This window comes from Bacillus sp. NP157, assembly GCA_018889975.1.
Lineage (GTDB): Bacteria > Pseudomonadota > Gammaproteobacteria > Xanthomonadales > Rhodanobacteraceae > Luteibacter.
Window position 1 is genome coordinate 3,102,750 of record CP076546.1, and the last position, 15,839, is coordinate 3,118,588.

13 protein-coding genes and 1 riboswitch are annotated in these 15,839 nt (G+C 68.3%); of the genes, 5 read left to right on the forward strand and 8 right to left on the reverse strand.

What is annotated here, in order from left to right; genetic code table 11:
* Positions 1 to 109 precede the first annotated feature (109 nt).
* From KPL74_14305 to KPL74_14315, 3 genes are all read right to left on the reverse strand, one after another.
* Entirely contained in the window at positions 110 to 1,024 is a 915-nt protein-coding gene (locus KPL74_14305; protein QWT18914.1) for a LysR family transcriptional regulator, read from the reverse strand.
* 141 nt (positions 1,025 to 1,165) lie between these two features.
* A complete protein-coding gene (locus tag KPL74_14310) occupies positions 1,166 to 2,518 on the reverse strand; it encodes a carbohydrate porin (protein ID QWT18915.1) in 1,353 nt (450 codons plus the stop codon).
* Positions 2,519 to 2,739: 221 nt separating this feature from the next.
* Positions 2,740 to 3,738, reverse strand: a complete 999-nt coding sequence (locus tag KPL74_14315) for a hypothetical protein (GenBank protein ID QWT18916.1) — start codon at positions 3,736 to 3,738, stop codon at positions 2,740 to 2,742.
* A gap of 168 nt (positions 3,739 to 3,906) precedes the next feature.
* Between KPL74_14315 and KPL74_14320 the strand changes: the two genes are divergently transcribed.
* Together KPL74_14320 and fdhD are read left to right on the forward strand one after the other, a co-directional pair.
* Positions 3,907 to 6,240 carry an FdhF/YdeP family oxidoreductase gene (locus KPL74_14320; GenBank protein ID QWT18917.1) on the forward strand — a complete coding sequence of 778 codons (2,334 nt, stop codon included), beginning with the start codon at positions 3,907 to 3,909 and terminating at the stop codon, positions 6,238 to 6,240.
* Positions 6,230 to 7,063 (forward strand): formate dehydrogenase accessory sulfurtransferase FdhD, encoded by an 834-nt coding sequence (gene fdhD / locus KPL74_14325; GenBank protein QWT18918.1) that lies wholly within the window; start codon positions 6,230 to 6,232, stop codon positions 7,061 to 7,063. Before KPL74_14320 ends, fdhD begins: the two co-directional genes overlap by 11 nt.
* A 9-nt stretch (positions 7,064 to 7,072) precedes the next feature.
* Here fdhD and KPL74_14330 read toward each other — a convergent pair whose 3' ends face one another.
* From KPL74_14330 to fusA, 4 genes are all read right to left on the reverse strand, one after another.
* Complete coding sequence (locus KPL74_14330) at positions 7,073 to 7,408, reverse strand: hypothetical protein (GenBank protein QWT18919.1); 336 nt, start codon at positions 7,406 to 7,408, stop codon at positions 7,073 to 7,075.
* The gene (locus KPL74_14335) at positions 7,405 to 7,962 is read right to left on the reverse strand and encodes a molybdenum cofactor guanylyltransferase (protein QWT18920.1); all 558 of its coding nucleotides are present in this window, start codon (positions 7,960 to 7,962) and stop codon (positions 7,405 to 7,407) included. Before KPL74_14335 ends, KPL74_14330 begins: the two co-directional genes overlap by 4 nt.
* Positions 7,932 to 9,128, reverse strand: a complete 1,197-nt coding sequence (locus KPL74_14340; GenBank protein ID QWT18921.1) for a molybdopterin molybdotransferase MoeA — start codon at positions 9,126 to 9,128, stop codon at positions 7,932 to 7,934. The genes KPL74_14335 and KPL74_14340 overlap by 31 nt, the downstream gene beginning before the upstream one ends.
* A gap of 130 nt (positions 9,129 to 9,258) precedes the next feature.
* A complete protein-coding gene (gene fusA, locus KPL74_14345; protein ID QWT18922.1) occupies positions 9,259 to 11,325 on the reverse strand; it encodes an elongation factor G in 2,067 nt (688 codons plus the stop codon).
* Positions 11,326 to 11,834: 509 nt separating this feature from the next.
* Between fusA and KPL74_14350 the strand changes: the two genes are divergently transcribed.
* The 3 genes from KPL74_14350 (at position 11,835) to KPL74_14360 (ending at position 14,175) form a co-directional block, all read left to right on the forward strand.
* Positions 11,835 to 12,815 carry an aldo/keto reductase gene (locus tag KPL74_14350; protein ID QWT18923.1) on the forward strand — a complete coding sequence of 327 codons (981 nt, stop codon included), beginning with the start codon at positions 11,835 to 11,837 and terminating at the stop codon, positions 12,813 to 12,815.
* Positions 12,816 to 12,890: 75 nt separating this feature from the next.
* Positions 12,891 to 13,316: a MarR family winged helix-turn-helix transcriptional regulator gene (locus KPL74_14355; GenBank protein ID QWT18924.1), complete on the forward strand. Its 426-nt coding sequence runs from the start codon at positions 12,891 to 12,893 to the stop codon at positions 13,314 to 13,316.
* Between the two features lie 52 nt (positions 13,317 to 13,368).
* A complete protein-coding gene (locus KPL74_14360; protein ID QWT18925.1) occupies positions 13,369 to 14,175 on the forward strand; it encodes an SDR family oxidoreductase in 807 nt (268 codons plus the stop codon).
* A gap of 33 nt (positions 14,176 to 14,208) precedes the next feature.
* Here the strand turns inward: KPL74_14360 and KPL74_14365 are convergent, their stop codons facing one another.
* Positions 14,209 to 15,489, reverse strand: coding sequence for a glycosyltransferase (locus KPL74_14365; GenBank protein ID QWT18926.1), 1,281 nt, complete (start codon positions 15,487 to 15,489; stop codon positions 14,209 to 14,211).
* A gap of 62 nt (positions 15,490 to 15,551) precedes the next feature.
* Positions 15,552 to 15,772, forward strand: a riboswitch (cobalamin riboswitch).
* Positions 15,773 to 15,839: the final 67 nt, after the last annotated feature.

Here is a 15,839-nt window from a genome sequence, read left to right on the forward strand (position 1 = left end):
CCACGATGGTCCTCACCCCTGCCCGCCCGAACAACGCCCTGTGCCGCTTATCTGCTATGCACGAATTGCATGCCACGGCTTACGGCATGCAGATGTTGCATCGCACAACTCACCGGTTGGGATTGAGCCGCCCTTCGCCGATCAGCTCCTCGACCAGCTCCAGCGCCTTTTCCGTGATGGCGCTGGTCGGCCGCTGGGTGGGCGTGGCCACGACGAGCCGGGTGGTGATGTTCGGCATGACAATCGGCGACGCCTGCAGTTTCGACTCGCCGCGGCGCGAATGCAGGGCGTTGCGCGAGAGCACGCCATAACCGACACCGCGTTCGACCAGGTCAAGCAACGAGCGCACCGAATCGATCTCCAGGCGGATATCCAGCGCCACGCCGTAGCGCGCGGCATCGGCCTCGATCAGCTGGCGCACGGAGTGCAACGGCGACGGGATGATCAGCGGGTATTGCCCCAGCGTGCCGAGCGGCACCGTTTCGGGCAGCACGCGCCCATCGCGGGTATCGCCGATGAGGTAGAGCTCTTCCGAATGCACGTGGCGGAAACGCATGTTGGCGTTCACCGCGGGGTTGTACAGCAAGGCGCAGTCGAGCCGGCCCAGTTGCAGCCATTCGAGCAGGCTGGCGCTGAGCGCTTCGACCACGCTGATTTGCGCGTTGGGATAACGCTCGCGGAAACGCATCACCAGTTCGACGGTGAGCGCCGAACCGACGCTAGGCGGCAGGCCGATGGCGAGCTTGCCGCCGTACATGCCGCGCGCCTGGCCCAGCGACAGCCTGGCAACTTCGACCTGGCGCAGGATGCCGCGGCCGTGTTCGACCAGCTCGCGCCCGGCATCGGTGGGGACGACGCCGCGCCCGTTGCGTTCCAGCAGGTGCGTGCCCAGTTCGATCTCGAGCTGGCGTACCTGTCGGCTGAGCAGGGATTGGGAGACGTCGAGCGTCGCCGCGGCGCGGGTGAGGCTGCCGAATTCGACGATGCGGATGAAGCTTTGCAGGTGTTTCAGGTCCAAGGTCACGGCGCGCGGTTGCCTGGGGTCGCTGGAGTATGGGGCTTTTGGGTGGGGATGGGCGTTGGAACCGTTGGAAGCGTTGGGGGGCGTTGACGGGATGGGAGAGCGGTCGCGCGCGGGCGCGCTCCTACTGGGGGTGGGGCATCGTTATTGGCTGCCGGGGCCGCCCATGTTCACCATCACGCGCAGGCCGATGACGATGGCGTTGGCGGGTACGCGGCGCACGCCGACGGTGTTGCCGAGTACGTCGGGATGGACGATGTACTGCAGGTTGGGCACGAGGCTGACCACCGGGAACAGCTTGTAGCTGTAGTTAAGCTCGGTCATCAGTTCGTCGCGCTTGAAGTGGCCGTCGCCCTTGTTCTTCGTGATCAGGTCGTCTTCGTAGCCGACCGCCTTCCTGCTGAAGCGGAACCACGTGGCCTGCAGGCCAAGCGAGTCGGTGGGACGGGCGCGCGACAGGCCGGTCCAGAGGAAGCCGGAGGTCGCCTGCAGCGTGTAGTTTTCCGCGTTATCCATCGGACCCGTCGCCGAGGCGAACACCGCGAGGTTGCGGGTGTTGCTGTTCGGATCGGGCTTCCACACCACCTTGTCGGCAAGCACGTAGAGGCCGTAGCGACCACCGTCGTAGCTGCGCGCCGTGCCGCCGGAGAGGCCGCGATGCAGGCCCTTCGTGTTGAGCTCCGGATCGGTGAAGGGCGCGGAGTTGTACCAGCCGCCGATCTTCAGGTGCTTCGGATACGGGTCGGTGGCGAAGCTGGTTTCATAGCCGACTTCCACGGGGATCATCACGCCGGTGGAGTCGTTGAGGCCGAAATTCAGGCCGTTGTTGTTGCGACGCTCCGGGTTGATCTCGAAGGCGCCGATCGACACGTAGCGCGCATCCGGCTGGTATTTCACGCGCGCGCCCCAGTTCACGTACGGGAAGCCGCTGAAACCACCGGAGGTGTTGGTGAGCTGGTAAGGACAGTCCGGTGCGCTGACGAAGCGGCAACCGTAGGTCGAGCGGGCGAACTGCCACGTGGCGTTGAGCCGTCCGGCCAGCACGTTGATGTGGCTGTCGTTGAACTGCTGCTCCCAGGTGAGCTGGGCCAGTTCCCACTGCCGCTTCGGATACCAGTAGCCCTGGATCTTCTGCAGCACGCCGATGTCGTCGGCCGCGACGCTGTGGCCGTAATAGCGCGAGAAGGTGATGTGGATCTTGCCGCCTTCGATGCCGGCGAGCTTGCCCATGTCCAGGTCGGCGCCACCGACGGCACCGCCGCCGTTGGTCGCGCCGAGGCGCTCGCCGCCGCGCACGCTGGCCGCCCAGTCATTGGCCCACACGAAGCGCAGCGAAATGCCGTCATCGCGCAACTTGTCCACCGGGCCACCATCGTCCTTCGGCTTCGCCGGCGTGGTCTGGCGCGGCTCCTGTGCATCGGGCGTGGTCTGCGCAAAGACTGCGCTCGTGGCGAAGGCGGCAAGGAGGCCGATAAGACAGGTGCAGCGTAGCGTCATGAACAGGGTCCCCGGGGCCGATGTCATATCGGCGAAAGCGGGGGCGATGCTGGCCGCCACCGGGGTATCGAACAATGGGATGGGGCGCTTTTCAGGTATGCGGTTTATGCATGTCTTGGGTTACGCCATGCGTTTTGTGCATTGCAGCATGCAGCGGACGGCGGCCATACTTAGACGATCTGGGGGACCGTGGATCGGGGCTATCGCGCGCGGGCGCGCTCCTACAGGGCGGTGGCGAGGTCGGGGGGCGGGGTGTCGAAGGCCTGGCGGATGTCGTCGGGGAGGCCTTGCGTGCCGTAGCGCAGCACGTAGCTTTCCAGGGTCTTCACGAAGCGTTCGTCAAACGACCAGCGGCCGTGCGAGCCCTGCAGGCCGTGCTGGTAGACCTGCGCCAGCAACAAGGCGGACTCGCCGCGATAGCCGAGGGAGAGGAAGGCCGCCGAGGCGCGCGCGGCCTCGACCATCGGCGCACGGGCGAACCCGGCGCCGGGTGCTTCGACCAGCAGGCCGCCATCGCCGCAGCCGAGCTTGAGGGTCAGCGCTTCGCGCAGGCGCGCATCGAAATCGTCGCCCTTGTAGCGGCAGCGATCGCTCCACCAGGTCCAGTAGTGGATCGTGTCGCCAAGTGCATGCAGGGCTTCGGCGACCAGGCCGGGGCCGCCCTGCACCGGCGCGTCGGACAGGACGAACGCGACGCTCTCGCCCGCGGCGAGGCGTACATGGGTCGCGGCCACCTCGGCGCCGGTGCCCAGCGGGCGCGAGCAGGCGAGGTGCCAGCCGTCTTCCGCACGGGCCTCGGTCTTGCCGGCCTGCGACAGGTTGGCCGCGCAAGCCACGCGGAACGACGCTTCGCCTTCCGTGCAGCTGATGATCCGGATGAACCGGCCAGCAGCGACCGCCTCGGGCTGGCCCGGGCGGCCTTCGGCCACGGCCATGAAGTCCGCCACGCGCAACTCGGCGCCGTCGGCCTGGCCGACCGTCTCCAGCACATTGGTGCCGGGCACGTAGGCCGCGGTCCACGCCACGTCACCGTCCATGTGCAGGCTCAGCAAGGGGCGCTCGGGATGCGACGGGCGCAGCATGCCCACGTCGCGATCCAGGGCGAGCACATCGAGCGCCGCGTCGGCACCGACCCGGCCAAAACCGCGCATGTCGCCGATCGGAAGGCCGCGCGAAGGCTGGCCATCGCCGTCGACGGCCGCAAGCTGGTGCTGGTGCATAAGGTCTTCCTGGCGCCTGGGGAGGGACGCCGAGCGGCGCGGAGGTTGGGGCAGCGGACGGCAAATCGACGTGAATCTTTTGTTCCGCGAGCGTAGGGCTGTTCATTCCGTTTACGTTGCGAGGGCTAGAATGCGAACCACTCTCCGAAAGGTCTTGCGAAGCACGCCATGAGCGACGAGAAAGTCCCCGGCATCGACGAGTACGACAGCCCGGCAGGCGGCTGGGGCGCCCTGGGCGCCGTGGCCCGCGCGCTCAGCGGCCAGATGGCGATCGCGCGCGAATCCATCGCGCTGCACCGGGTGAACCAACCCAAGGGTTTCGACTGCCCCGGCTGCGCCTGGCCGGATCCCAAGGAAACCTCGTCGTTCGAGTTCTGCGAGAACGGCGCCAAGGCGGTGTCGTGGGAAGCAACCGCGAAGCGGGTACGCCCCGAGTTCTTCGCAAAAAATACGGTCGCCGACCTGTGGAAGCTGAGCGACTATGCGCTCGAGGGCCTGGGCCGCATCACCCATCCGATGGCCTACGACGCCGCGAGCGACACGTTCCAGCCCGTGTCCTGGGAGGATGCGTTCACGCGGATCGGCGCCGCCTTGCGCGCCCTGCCCGACCCGGACATGGCCGAGTTCTACACCTCGGGGAGGGCCTCGAACGAAGCGGCCTTCCTATACCAGCTGTTCGTCCGCGAATACGGCACCAACAACTTCCCCGACTGCTCCAACATGTGCCACGAAGCCACCAGCGTGGGCCTGCCCAAGTCGCTGGGCTCGGGAAAGGGCACCGTGCTGCTGGAAGATTTCGATCATTGCGATGCGATCTTCTGCATCGGCCACAACCCTGGCACCAACCATCCGCGCATGCTCTCCACCCTGCGCGAAGCGTCGCTGCGCGGCGTGCCCATCGTGGTGATGAACCCGATGCCCGAACGCGGCCTGGAGCGCTTCACCTCGCCCCAGCACCCCACCGAAATGCTCACGGGCAAGTCGGTGCGGATCGCTTCCACCTATTACAAGGTGAAGATCGGTGGCGACGTCGCCGTGCTCAAGGGGATGATGAAGTACCTCGTGGCACAGGACGTGCTGGCGCGCGACGCCGGCCAGCCCGCAGTGATCGACCATGACTTCATCGCGGCGAACACGCTCGGCTTCGACGCGCTCGTGGACGATGTCGTGAACACATCGTGGGACGACATCGAGCGCAAAAGCGGGCTCAGCCGCGAAGAAGTCGAGCACGCGGCTTCGATCTACGCGAAGGCGAAGGCGGTCATCGTCTGCTACGGCATGGGCATCACCCAGCACCAGCACGGCACCGAGAACGTCCAGCAGATCGCCAACCTGCTGCTCATGCGCGGCAATATCGGCCGCCAGGGTGCGGGCATCTGCCCGCTGCGCGGCCATAGCAACGTCCAGGGCGATCGCACGGTAGGCATCACCGAAAAGCCCAACGACGAGCTCAACGAAGGCATCCGCCGCACCTACGGTTTCGAGCCGCCCGTGGCGCATGGACATGACGCCGTGGCCGCCCTGCTCGCCATCCGCGACGGACGTTCCAAAGCGATGGTCGCGCTCGGCGGCAACCTCGCCGTCGCGATGCCCGATACGGAGGAGACGTTCGCCGCGATGCGCAAGCTTGACCTTGCCGTGCACGTCGCGACCAAGCTCAACCGCTCGCACCTGCTGCTGGCGAAGGAGTCGTTCATCCTGCCCTGCCTCGGCCGCACCGAACTCGACGAGCAGGCCACCGGCGTGCAGTCGGTGACGGTGGAAGATTCGATGTCGATGGTGCATGCCTCCACCGGCACGCTGAAGCCGGCGTCGGAGCACCTGCGCTCCGAGCCGTGGATCGTGGCGGGCATCGCCCGCGCGACGTTGCCTGCGTCGAAGGTGGATTGGGAGCGGCTGGTCGGCGATTACGACCTGATCCGCAACGACATCGAGAGCGTGTTCCCGATTTTCTTCGACTTCAACGAGCGCCTCGCCGTGCCGGGTGGTTTTCGCCTTCGCGTGGCGGCCAGCGAGCGCGACTGGGCGACACCGGAAAAGCGGGCGCACTTCCTCCTCGCACGTGGCCTCGACGAAGACGACGCGGTCGAGCACGACGGACTGATGCTCACCACGATCCGGTCGCACGACCAGTACAACACCACCATCTATGGCCTCAATGATCGCTACCGTGGCGTCACCGGCCGTCGCGATGTCGTCTTCATGCATGCCAGAGACCTGGCGGCGCGCGGCCTGAAGCACGGCGACCGGATCGACATCCTCGCCACCGGGCGCAACATCGCCGATGGTCGCCATCGCGCCGTGCGTGGCTTCACCGCGATCGCCTACGACATCGCCGAAGGCTCGGTGGCGATGTACTACCCGGAAGGCAACGCGCTCATCTCGCTGGAAAACCACGACAGCAAGTCGGGGACGCCGACCTACAAGTCCGTGCCCGTGCGCATCGTCGCCAGCACGCAGCCGGGCACCAAACCGAAACGGAAGGCGGTCCATGCAGCCTGAACGCACGACGCCGACGGGCACCGCGACACGCCCGGTCACCCGCTACGAGCGGGGCCAGGCGACACAGGACGACGATCGCCTCGCCGAAGAGGTGCCGGTCGCCATCCACTTCGATGGCGCGCCGTTCGCGGTGATGATGGCCTCGCCGGTCGACCTGGAGGATTTCGCCCGCGGCTTCGCGCTGACCGAAGGCAAGGTCGGCGATGTGCGCGACATCGCCGGGATCGAGGTCAACGAGGTGCTCGAAGGCATCACGGTGGATGTCGCCATCGCCCCCGGTGCCGCCCTGCCCGCCCGCGTCGACACCGGGCCGCCCGCCACGCGCGAGCTTCCCGGACGCAGCGGCTGTGGCATCTGCGGCACGCGCGAACTGGAAGACGTGATCCGGCGGCCGCGGCCCGTGGCCGCCGGGCCGACCGTCGCGCCGGACGCGATCGAACGCGCGCTGGAGGCCTTGCGCGCCGAGCAGCCGATCAATGCGTTCACCGGCTCGGTGCATGCGGCGGCATGGGCGCGCGCCGACGGTTCGCTCATGGTCGTACGCGAGGACGTCGGTCGGCACAACGCCCTGGACAAGCTCATCGGCGCGATGACCCGGCGCGGGATCGATCCACGCGAAGGCTTCGCGGTGATTACCAGCCGGGCGAGCTACGAGATGGTGACCAAGGCCGCCGTGGCCGGCATCACCATCGTGGTCGCCATCTCGGCACCGACCGCACTGGCCGTGCACCTTGCGGCGGATTGCGGCGTCACCCTCGCCGGCTTCGCCCGGCCCGGCCGGTTCAACCTCTACAGCCGGCCCGAACGCATCCAGGCCCTCTAGGCCGGCGGCTCAACGGCGCCGGCGCAGGCTGTCCTTGACGTCGACGTCGAACAGCACCGTGGTCGCCACGGCGTCGTGGCCGGGGATGTCGAAGACCAGGCCGTCCTTGCTGGGCAGGCGGGCCTTCAGCGCGACCAGGTCCGCACGTGGGACGGCGAGGCGCCATTCGTGGGCGTTGCCTTCGAGCGAGCCGCCGGCCGCATCGGTCGCGTCGATTGCGTAGCGCATGATGAAGGCGCGACCGAAGGCGGTGGAGCCGAGCAGGGCCACGTTGTCGAGCAGCTCGGCCAGCTCGTCTTCGTCGATCCGGACCCGCACCGTGTCGTTTTCCAGTTGCACCCTCATGGGTTCGCCTCGCGCCATTCGTCGGGAGTGTTGCAGTTCGCCAGCGTACGCGTATCGGCGCCGTCGAGCGAGAGCGTGGCGACGCCGACGCGGCCTTGCAGCGCCGACACGGAACAGGCCCGCCCACCCTGCTCGACCAGGTCGGCCAGCGCGGCGCGGGTCGCGGTGTCGAGGGTGAGGCGCATCGGCAACGGATGGCCGGCCCAGCGCGTGGCGTGCATCCGTCGTTCGGCGCACAACGGGGCCAGCAGCACGCTGTCCAGGCGCGGCATGTCGACGGGGACGATCAGCAGTTCGCCATCGTCCAGGCCGGCTGCCACGCTCGCGATGCCGCCCACCGGCCCCTTCCCGGGCCAGCGGTCGGCCACGCCGCCGTGGCGTTCCCCGCTGACGACGATGTCGCTGGCACCCGCCGCGATGAGCACCGCGCGCGTACGTTCCAGCAGGGTACGCCCGTCGATGCGGAGCAGTGCCTTGTCTTCGCCCATCCGCGAAGACAATCCGCCGGCGAGGATCACGCCGATCATGCGGCCGCGGCCGGATCGAGCGGCCACGCATCGACGACATCGCCGAAGGTGCCGTCCGCCGTCAGCCATGCGTTGGCTTCGGCGAAGGGAAGGATCTTGTAGGCCGCCTGGTTCGGATGCGCACGCGCGACCTGGTAACCCGATGCATCGATCTCGAGCGTGCCGAGCGCGAAATGCTGGAGCCCCGGCCGAACGTCGTGGCCTGTTGCCATCCGCACGCGGGTGGGCGTTTCCGGCCCGAGGCCGGCCATCGCACGCAGCACCGGCGCGACGAAAAAGCGCTGGCCGACGGCGACGGCGATGGGATTGCCGGGAAGAGCGAGGACGAGGGGGCCCGGGTCGAAGCGTGCAGCGAGGATCGGCTTGCCGGGACGTATGGCGACCTTGTGGAAGAGTTCGCGCGCCTTGCGCGACGCGAGAGCGCTGGGGACGAAATCGAAGCGCCCCGCGGAGACGGCGCCGGTGGTGACGATGAGGTCCGCGCCGCCCGCGCACGCGCGGTCCAGCGCGTCGAGGAAGCCGTTGCCGACATCGGGGACGCGTTCGCGCAGCACGAGTTCGATGCCCCACGCGGCGAGGCTTGCCTCGAGGAAGGGCCCATTGGAGTCATGGATGCCCGCTTCGGGGAGCGTGCCGCTGCCATGCAATTCGCTACCGGTGTTGATGATGGCGACGCGTGGCCGGCGGATGACGGCGACCTCGTCGATGCCGAGCGCGGCGAGCAACATGACCGCCGCGGCGTCGATGCGCCGCCCGGCCTTCAGTACCGCGCCGCCCGCTGCAACGTCGCTGCCGGCGCGACGGATGTTCTGTCCGCGCCGTTCGTCGTGGAGCAGCGTGACGATGTCGCCATCGCGCTGGCAGCGTTCGACCGCGACGACGGTGTCGAAGCCATCCGGCACCAGGGCGCCGGTGGCGATTTCGCAGGCGTGCGTTGCGGGATAGTCCTTCGTGCCGTCGCCTGCGGCTTGCATGCCGGTGACGGTGAACGTGGTTCCCCTGGCGATGTCGCCCGTGCCGTTGCGGAGGGCGAAGCCGTCCATCGCGGCGTTGTCGAAGGTCGGCAGGGCAAGCGGGCTGGCGATATCGGTGGCGAGGATGCGCTGGCGTGCCTCGGCGAGGGCCACCCGCTCGGTGTCGAGCGGATGGGTTTCCTCCAGGAGTAGGGACAGGGCTTCGGGGTAGGTGAGCATGGGGGGAGCGTACCTTGTGGGGGCGTCGCCTGCGTGGGGCGCGTGCAGGCGGCGCCGTCACAGGGGGTATGTGCGCCTGCGCGGGTGGGGACATCGCGCGCAGGCGCGCTCCTACAAGGGCGGGACGGGGTTACGCGGTTTTGCGGGCTTCCTGGACGCTGGCGGGGCGGTAGGCCTGGAACGCGACCGTGGCAGACGCGCGGCCCTGGCTGAGGCTGCGCAGTGCCGTGCTGTACCCGTCGAGCTGGGCGAGCGGCACGTCGGCTTCGATCTCGGTGCGTTCCTGCGCATCCGTCAGGTTCACGATCTGGCCGCCACGGCGCTGCAGGTCGCCCAGCAGGTCGCCCACCGCCGAACCCGGCGCGGTGACCGAGACCCGCATCACCGGCTCGAGCAACACGGTACCCGTTGCTTCCAGCGCCGCCCGTACCGCCATCTGCGCGGCACGATGGAACGCGGCTTCGTTGGAATCCACGGCGTGCGCCTGGCCGTCGAGCACGAGCACTTCCGTACCCACCACCGGGTAGCCGCGCGGGCCTTCCAGCAAGGCCTGCTCGGCACCCTTCTGCACCGCAGCCTGGAACTGCTTCGGGATCACGCCACCGGTCGTGCGGTCCGCGTAGCGATTCGCATCGCCCTCGACCGGCGACACCGACAACACCACGCGTGCGTACTGGCCGCTACCACCGGTCTGCTTGGCCACCTTGCCTTCGATCGGGCCCGACGGCTTCGCCGGCGTTTCCTGGTAGGCCACGCGCGGCGAACCGGTGCGTACCTGCACGCCCCACTCGCGACGCAGCCGCTCCACCATCACGTCCAGGTGCAGCTCGCCCATGCCCCAGACCAGTGTCTCGCCGGTTTCCGGGTCGGTGCTGACGCGGAAGGACGGATCCTCCTGCGCCAGGCGCGCCAGCCCGTTGCCGAGCTTGAGCAGGTCGGCCGAACGCTCGGGCGAAAGCCGCCACGACAACACCGCGGGCTGGGCCTGGATGGCTTCCAGGCGCAACTCATGGTGGGGCGCGGCCAGCGTTTCGCCGGTGGCGACGTCCTTCCAGCCCGCGATTGCGACGATGTCGCCCGCCTCCGCCGATTCGACGGCTTCCGTATCGTCGGCACGCACGACCGCGAGGCGGCCGACGCGCTGGGTGCGATCGGTGCCGCTACGCCACACCGCGTCGCCCACGTGCAGGCGGCCCGAGTAGACGCGCAGGAACGCGAGCGGACCATGCGACTGGTTCACCACCTTGAAGACGAGCGCGGCCAGCGGCGCATCCGCATCCGGCGCCACCTGCACGTCGCCGTGCTCGGTGTGCGCGACGACGGACGGACGATCGAGCGGCGACGGCAGGTACGCCACGAACGCGTCGAGCAGCGGCTCGATGCCGACGTTGCGGAACGCCGAGCCCGGCAACACCGGCTGGCCAAGGCCGGCCAGCGTGCCACGGCGCAGCGCCGCGGTGAGCGCGGCGGCGTCCACGGGCTGTTCCGCCAGCCACAGTTCGGCCAGCGCCTCATCCTTGTCGGCGACGGCGGCGACCAGTTCGGCACGGGCATTCGCGTATTGCGCCTGCTCGTCGGCCGTCCACGGCGTGATCGCCGGCGTCCCGCTGTCGTCGAAGCGCCAGGTGCGCTCGGCCACGAGGTCGACCAGGCCCACGATGTGTTCGTCTTCCACGACGGGCAACGCCACGACCCACGGGTTCGCGCCGAGCTTCTCGCGCATCTGCACGAGCGTCGCGTCGAAGTCCGCGCCGGGACGATCCATCTTGTTGACGAAGGCCATCAGCGGCACGCCATGCCAGCGCGCCTGGCGCCAGACGGTTTCCGATTGCGGCTGCACGCCGGCGACGCCGGAGAACACCACGACCGCACCATCGAGCACGCGCAGCGAGCGCTCTACTTCGATCGCAAAGTCGATGTGTCCGGGCGTATCGATCAGGGTCAGCCGATGCGGCAGGCCACCTTCGGGCGTCCAGCTCGCGCGCACGGCGGCGGCGCCGATCGTGATGCCACGCTCGCGCTCCAGTTCCATGTGGTCGGTCGTCGTCGCACCGTCGTGCACCTCACCGGTGCGATGGATCGTGCCGGTCTTGTACAGCAGGCGCTCGGTCAGCGTGGTCTTGCCAGCGTCGACGTGCGCGATGATGCCGAGGTTGCGCCAACGGCCGACGGGGATGGTGGTTTCGCGGGTACTCATGGTTGAACAGTTCCATTCAGGGCGCCAGGGGCTCGATGCGTCTTCGAGCGAGGCATTCCCCGAGGCTTTCCCGTCGCCCCTGGCGTGGAAGGGACGGGTCAGGATCGGGGATCGCGGCAGTTCTTCATGGCACGGTGCTCCGGCTAAGGGCTTGGTAAAAAGGGGAGTCAGGAAAATCGAGGCAAAAAAAAGCACCCTTGCGGGTGCTTTTGGTATTGCTGCGAGGCCCGGCGCCTTACGGCGTATGGCCTGCCATGGCGCGCGCGCACCCGCGACGCGCCCATGGGGCGATCGTTTGCAGGTGGATCAATGCGTGCTTGCAGGCAGACATGGCGGGTTGCTCTCTGGATTGGGGGCGGATCCTACGCCTGGCCCCGACAGCGGACAAGTGCGTGGCACCCAACGTAAGGCCACCCCGCCCCCTTTCAACCCCCACCCCCGCCATGCCAACTACATCCCCCCTCCACGACGTTTCAGCGATGATGGTGATTTCCCCCACGGAGTTCCCCATGCACTACGTGAAGCTCGGCAAGACCGGCCTCGAGATCTCCCCGGTCATCCTCGGCTGCATGACCTACGGCGTCCCCGAACGTGGCAACCATGCGTGGACGCTGGACGAAGCGCAGAGCCGCCCATTCATTCGCAAGGCGCTGGACCTGGGCATCAACACCTTCGACACGGCGAACGCGTATTCCGACGGCACGTCGGAGGAAATCGTCGGCCGCGCGCTGAAGGATTTCGCGCGGCGCGACGAGGTCGTCATCGCCACCAAGACCTTCTTCCGCTGGCACAAGGGTCCGAACGGTGGCGGCCTGTCGCGCAAGGCCATCTTCCACTCCGTCGACGATTCGCTGGCCCGCCTCGGCACCGACTACATCGACCTGCTGCAGATCCATCGTTTCGACGAGACCACTTTGATCGAGGAAACGCTGGAAGCGCTGCACGACGTGGTCAAGTCAGGCAAGGCACGCTACATCGGCGCGTCGTCAATGCACGCATGGCAGTTCGCCAAGATGATCTACACGTCGCGCGCCCACGGCTGGACGGAGTTCGCCAGCATGCAAGACCACTACAACCTCATCCAGCGCGAGGAAGAGCGCGAGATGATCCCGTTCTGCCAGGACCAGGGCATCGCCGTGATTCCGTGGAGCCCACTGGCCCGCGGCCGCCTCACGCGTGACTGGGAAGAAAGCAGCGCCCGGCAGGAGAAGGACGTCTTCGGCGGCACGCTGTACAACGCGACGGAAGACGCCGATCGTGCGGTGGTGGCCGCGGTGAAGACGATCGCCGAAGCGCGTGGCGTGCCACGCGCCCAGGTCGCCCTGGCGTGGGTCGCGCAGCGACCGGGCATCACGGCACCCATCGTCGGCGCCTCCAAGCCCCACCACCTCGACGACGCCGTGGCCGCGCTCGCACTGAAGCTCTCCGACGAGGAAATGAAGGCGCTGGAACAGGCCTACACGCCGCGAGCGGCGGCTGGCTTCGACTGAGCCGCGCGGGCTGGATCGCCGGGAACGGACGATCCACGCCTTGACAGTGTGCATATGCACGTCCATAGTCGCTCCATGGCTACCCGAAACGACCTCTGTAACTGCGCCGCGGCCCGACGGGCCGCGCGCGCACTGACGCGGTCCTACGAACGCCACCTGGCCCCGGCCGGGCTGACCAGCTCTCAATTCTCGATCCTCGTCGTCATCGAGGACCTGCCCGGGCTGGGCATGCGCGAACTCGCCGACGAGCTGGTGATGGATCGCACGAGCCTTGTGCGCGCGCTGCAGCCGTTGCAGCGCGATGGCCTCGTCGCGGTGGCGGTGTCGCCGCACGATGCCCGGCAGAAGGTCTACGTACTCACCCCCGCCGGCCACGCGAAAGCCGCCGAGGCCAGCCCGCTCTGGCAAGAGGCACAGCGCGAATTCACCCGCCGCTTCGGCGGGGAGGCCGCCGCCACCGAGGCACGCGAGGCCTTCGAGAAAATGAGCCGTTTCGAGTAAGCGTTTTTTGACTGCGTATGTGCATACGCACACCACTAAAGGAACCGAAGCCATGAACCACAAGCATCCCGGCACTGCCCTCGTCACCGGTGCCTCCAGCGGCATCGGCGCCGTCTACGCCGATCGCCTCGCCCGGCGTGGCTTCGACCTGGTGCTGGTCGCGCGCAGCCACGACAAACTCGATGCACTCGCCAGGCACCTGTCCGCCACGACGGGGCGCACGGTACGCGTGGTGACGGCCGACCTCACGGTCGATGCGGATCTCGCCCGGGTCGAGCAGGTGATTGCCGAGACACCGAACCTCACCCTGCTCGTCAACAACGCAGGTGTCGGTTCGACCGCGCCGATGCTCGACGCTGACCTCGGCAAGATGACCGACATGATCACGCTCAATGTCACGGCCCCCACCCGCCTCGCTTACACCGCCGTGCCGGGGTTCGTCGCGCGCGGCGGTGGCGCCGTGATCAACATCGCGTCGATCGTTGCCATCGCGCCCGAGCTGCTCAACGGTGTCTATGGCGGCAGCAAGGCCTTCGTGCTCGCGCTCACCCAGTCGATGCACCACGAGCTGGCCGACAAGGGCATCAAGGTCCAGGCCGTGCTTCCCGGGGCGACCGAGACCGACTTCTGGCCCGTCGCCGGCATCTCATCGTCGCAGCTCCCGGCCGAGTGGCTGATGAGCGCCGAAGACATGGTCGATGCATCGCTCGCCGGTTTCGACGCGGGTGAACTGGTGACGTTGCCCGCCGTCGAAGACAAAACGCTGGTCGACAACCTTGAGCAGGCGCGACGCGCGTTGTTCGGCGAAATGTCGAAGTCCGCGCCGGCATCCCGCTACGGTGTCAAAGCGGTCGCCTGACCCAGGCGTTGGTCGCAGCGATGGCGCGGCGACTCAGGCTCGCCGCGCCATCGCCTGTTCGATCAGGTCGGCCGCTCGCGGCGCACCGTCTTCAGCGACAATGGCAGCCGCCGCATCCCGTGCGCGCTCCCTGCATGCCACGTTGGGAAGTAGCGCGCGCAAATGCTCCGCGGCGCGTGCGGTGGTGTAGTGGCTCGCGCCAAGCACATCGCCGACGCCGAGGCGCACGATGCGCGCCGCGTTATCCGGCTGGTCGAATCCGTGCGGTACGACCAGCTGCGGATGCCCCGCACGCAATGCTTCCTGGGTCGTGCCGATGCCGCCGTGGTGGATGACCGCCGCCGCACGCGCGAACAGCGCACCGTGCGGGGCGTAGTCGGCGAGGAACACATCGTCGCCGGCCAGTGCAAGCTGATCACGCAATACCGCCGAGCCGGTCAGCAGCACGGCGCGCTGGCCAAGCTGGCGCGCTGCCTCGGCGCTGGCTCGCAGAAAACCCGCCCCGGCATGCACCGCCGCCGAGCCCAGCGTGAAGACCAGCGGCGCGGGGCCGGCATCCAGCCACGCACTGAGTGTGTCGTCGAGCGCGTCGTCGAACGGAAGGTAGCGGCAGGGACCGGTCAGCGTGGCCTGGGCAGGTGCGTCGGGCGGGAGCGGGCCGAACAGGCGTGTGTACATCGCCAGCGCCCCATCGCGGCCATGCTGCCCGCGATGGAACGGGTCGCCGGCCGCGGCGACGGGTGGCAGGCCAAGCTCCTGCCGGAACGCGCGCACGCGTGCCGTCCACGGCCGGGTGACGGCTTCCACCAGGCGAACCAGCCAACGCGCGCGTGCCGGCGACCGGCGCAACGCGGCGTCGACGAAAGCCACGCCCGTCGCCGGGGGATCGAACGGCGAGAGGAACACCGAGGGCGAGAAGATGGCCGACAGCCATGCCAGCGGCAGCGTCTCGCCCAGCACCTGGCCGGCGAACGCGAGCGTCGTGGTCACGATCGCATCCGCGTCTTCGCACACGGGGCGCAGCGCCGCGTAGCTCGCCGCGATATCCGCCGCAGCCAGGTCGCGCACCACGAAGCGCGGCCCCCGCCACGGGTGGAAGGCGCGCGCGGCGAAGGCCGCCTTGTCCTCGGGCTCGGCGATGCCACTGGCCAGCACGAAGGCGAGGCCGGCGTCGCGTACCGCGTCGCGGTGGATCGCATGCGCGCCCACGGTCACCCGGTGGCCACGGGCGGCCAGTTCGCGACCCACCGCCAGCAAGGGGAACAGGTCACCCTGCGAACCCACGGTCGCGAACACGATGTGCCGTCCAGCCATGCGTAGCCTCCAATCCCGGGACGCCCATGGTGGCGCATTTGACTTCGGACGTCCGGACGGCTAATTTCGCCGACGCCAACGGTCTTTATCTCTTTATTCGAATATAGAGATAAAGCTAAGAGGGAAGCCGGTGCGAATCCGGCGCTGCCCCGCAGCGGTATGTGGAGACGACGTCCGTCAGACGCACTGGGCCAGGCCGGCCCGGGAAGCGACGGCGAAGGCGGCATGCGCAGGCGTGCCACATCCACGAGCCCGAAGACCTGCCGCCAGCCTGGGCGCATGCATCGTCATGGATGCGCGTGCCCTGCCGACCTGGCCTGCCGCCTTTCCGGTGGCGTGCCGGTTCGCCC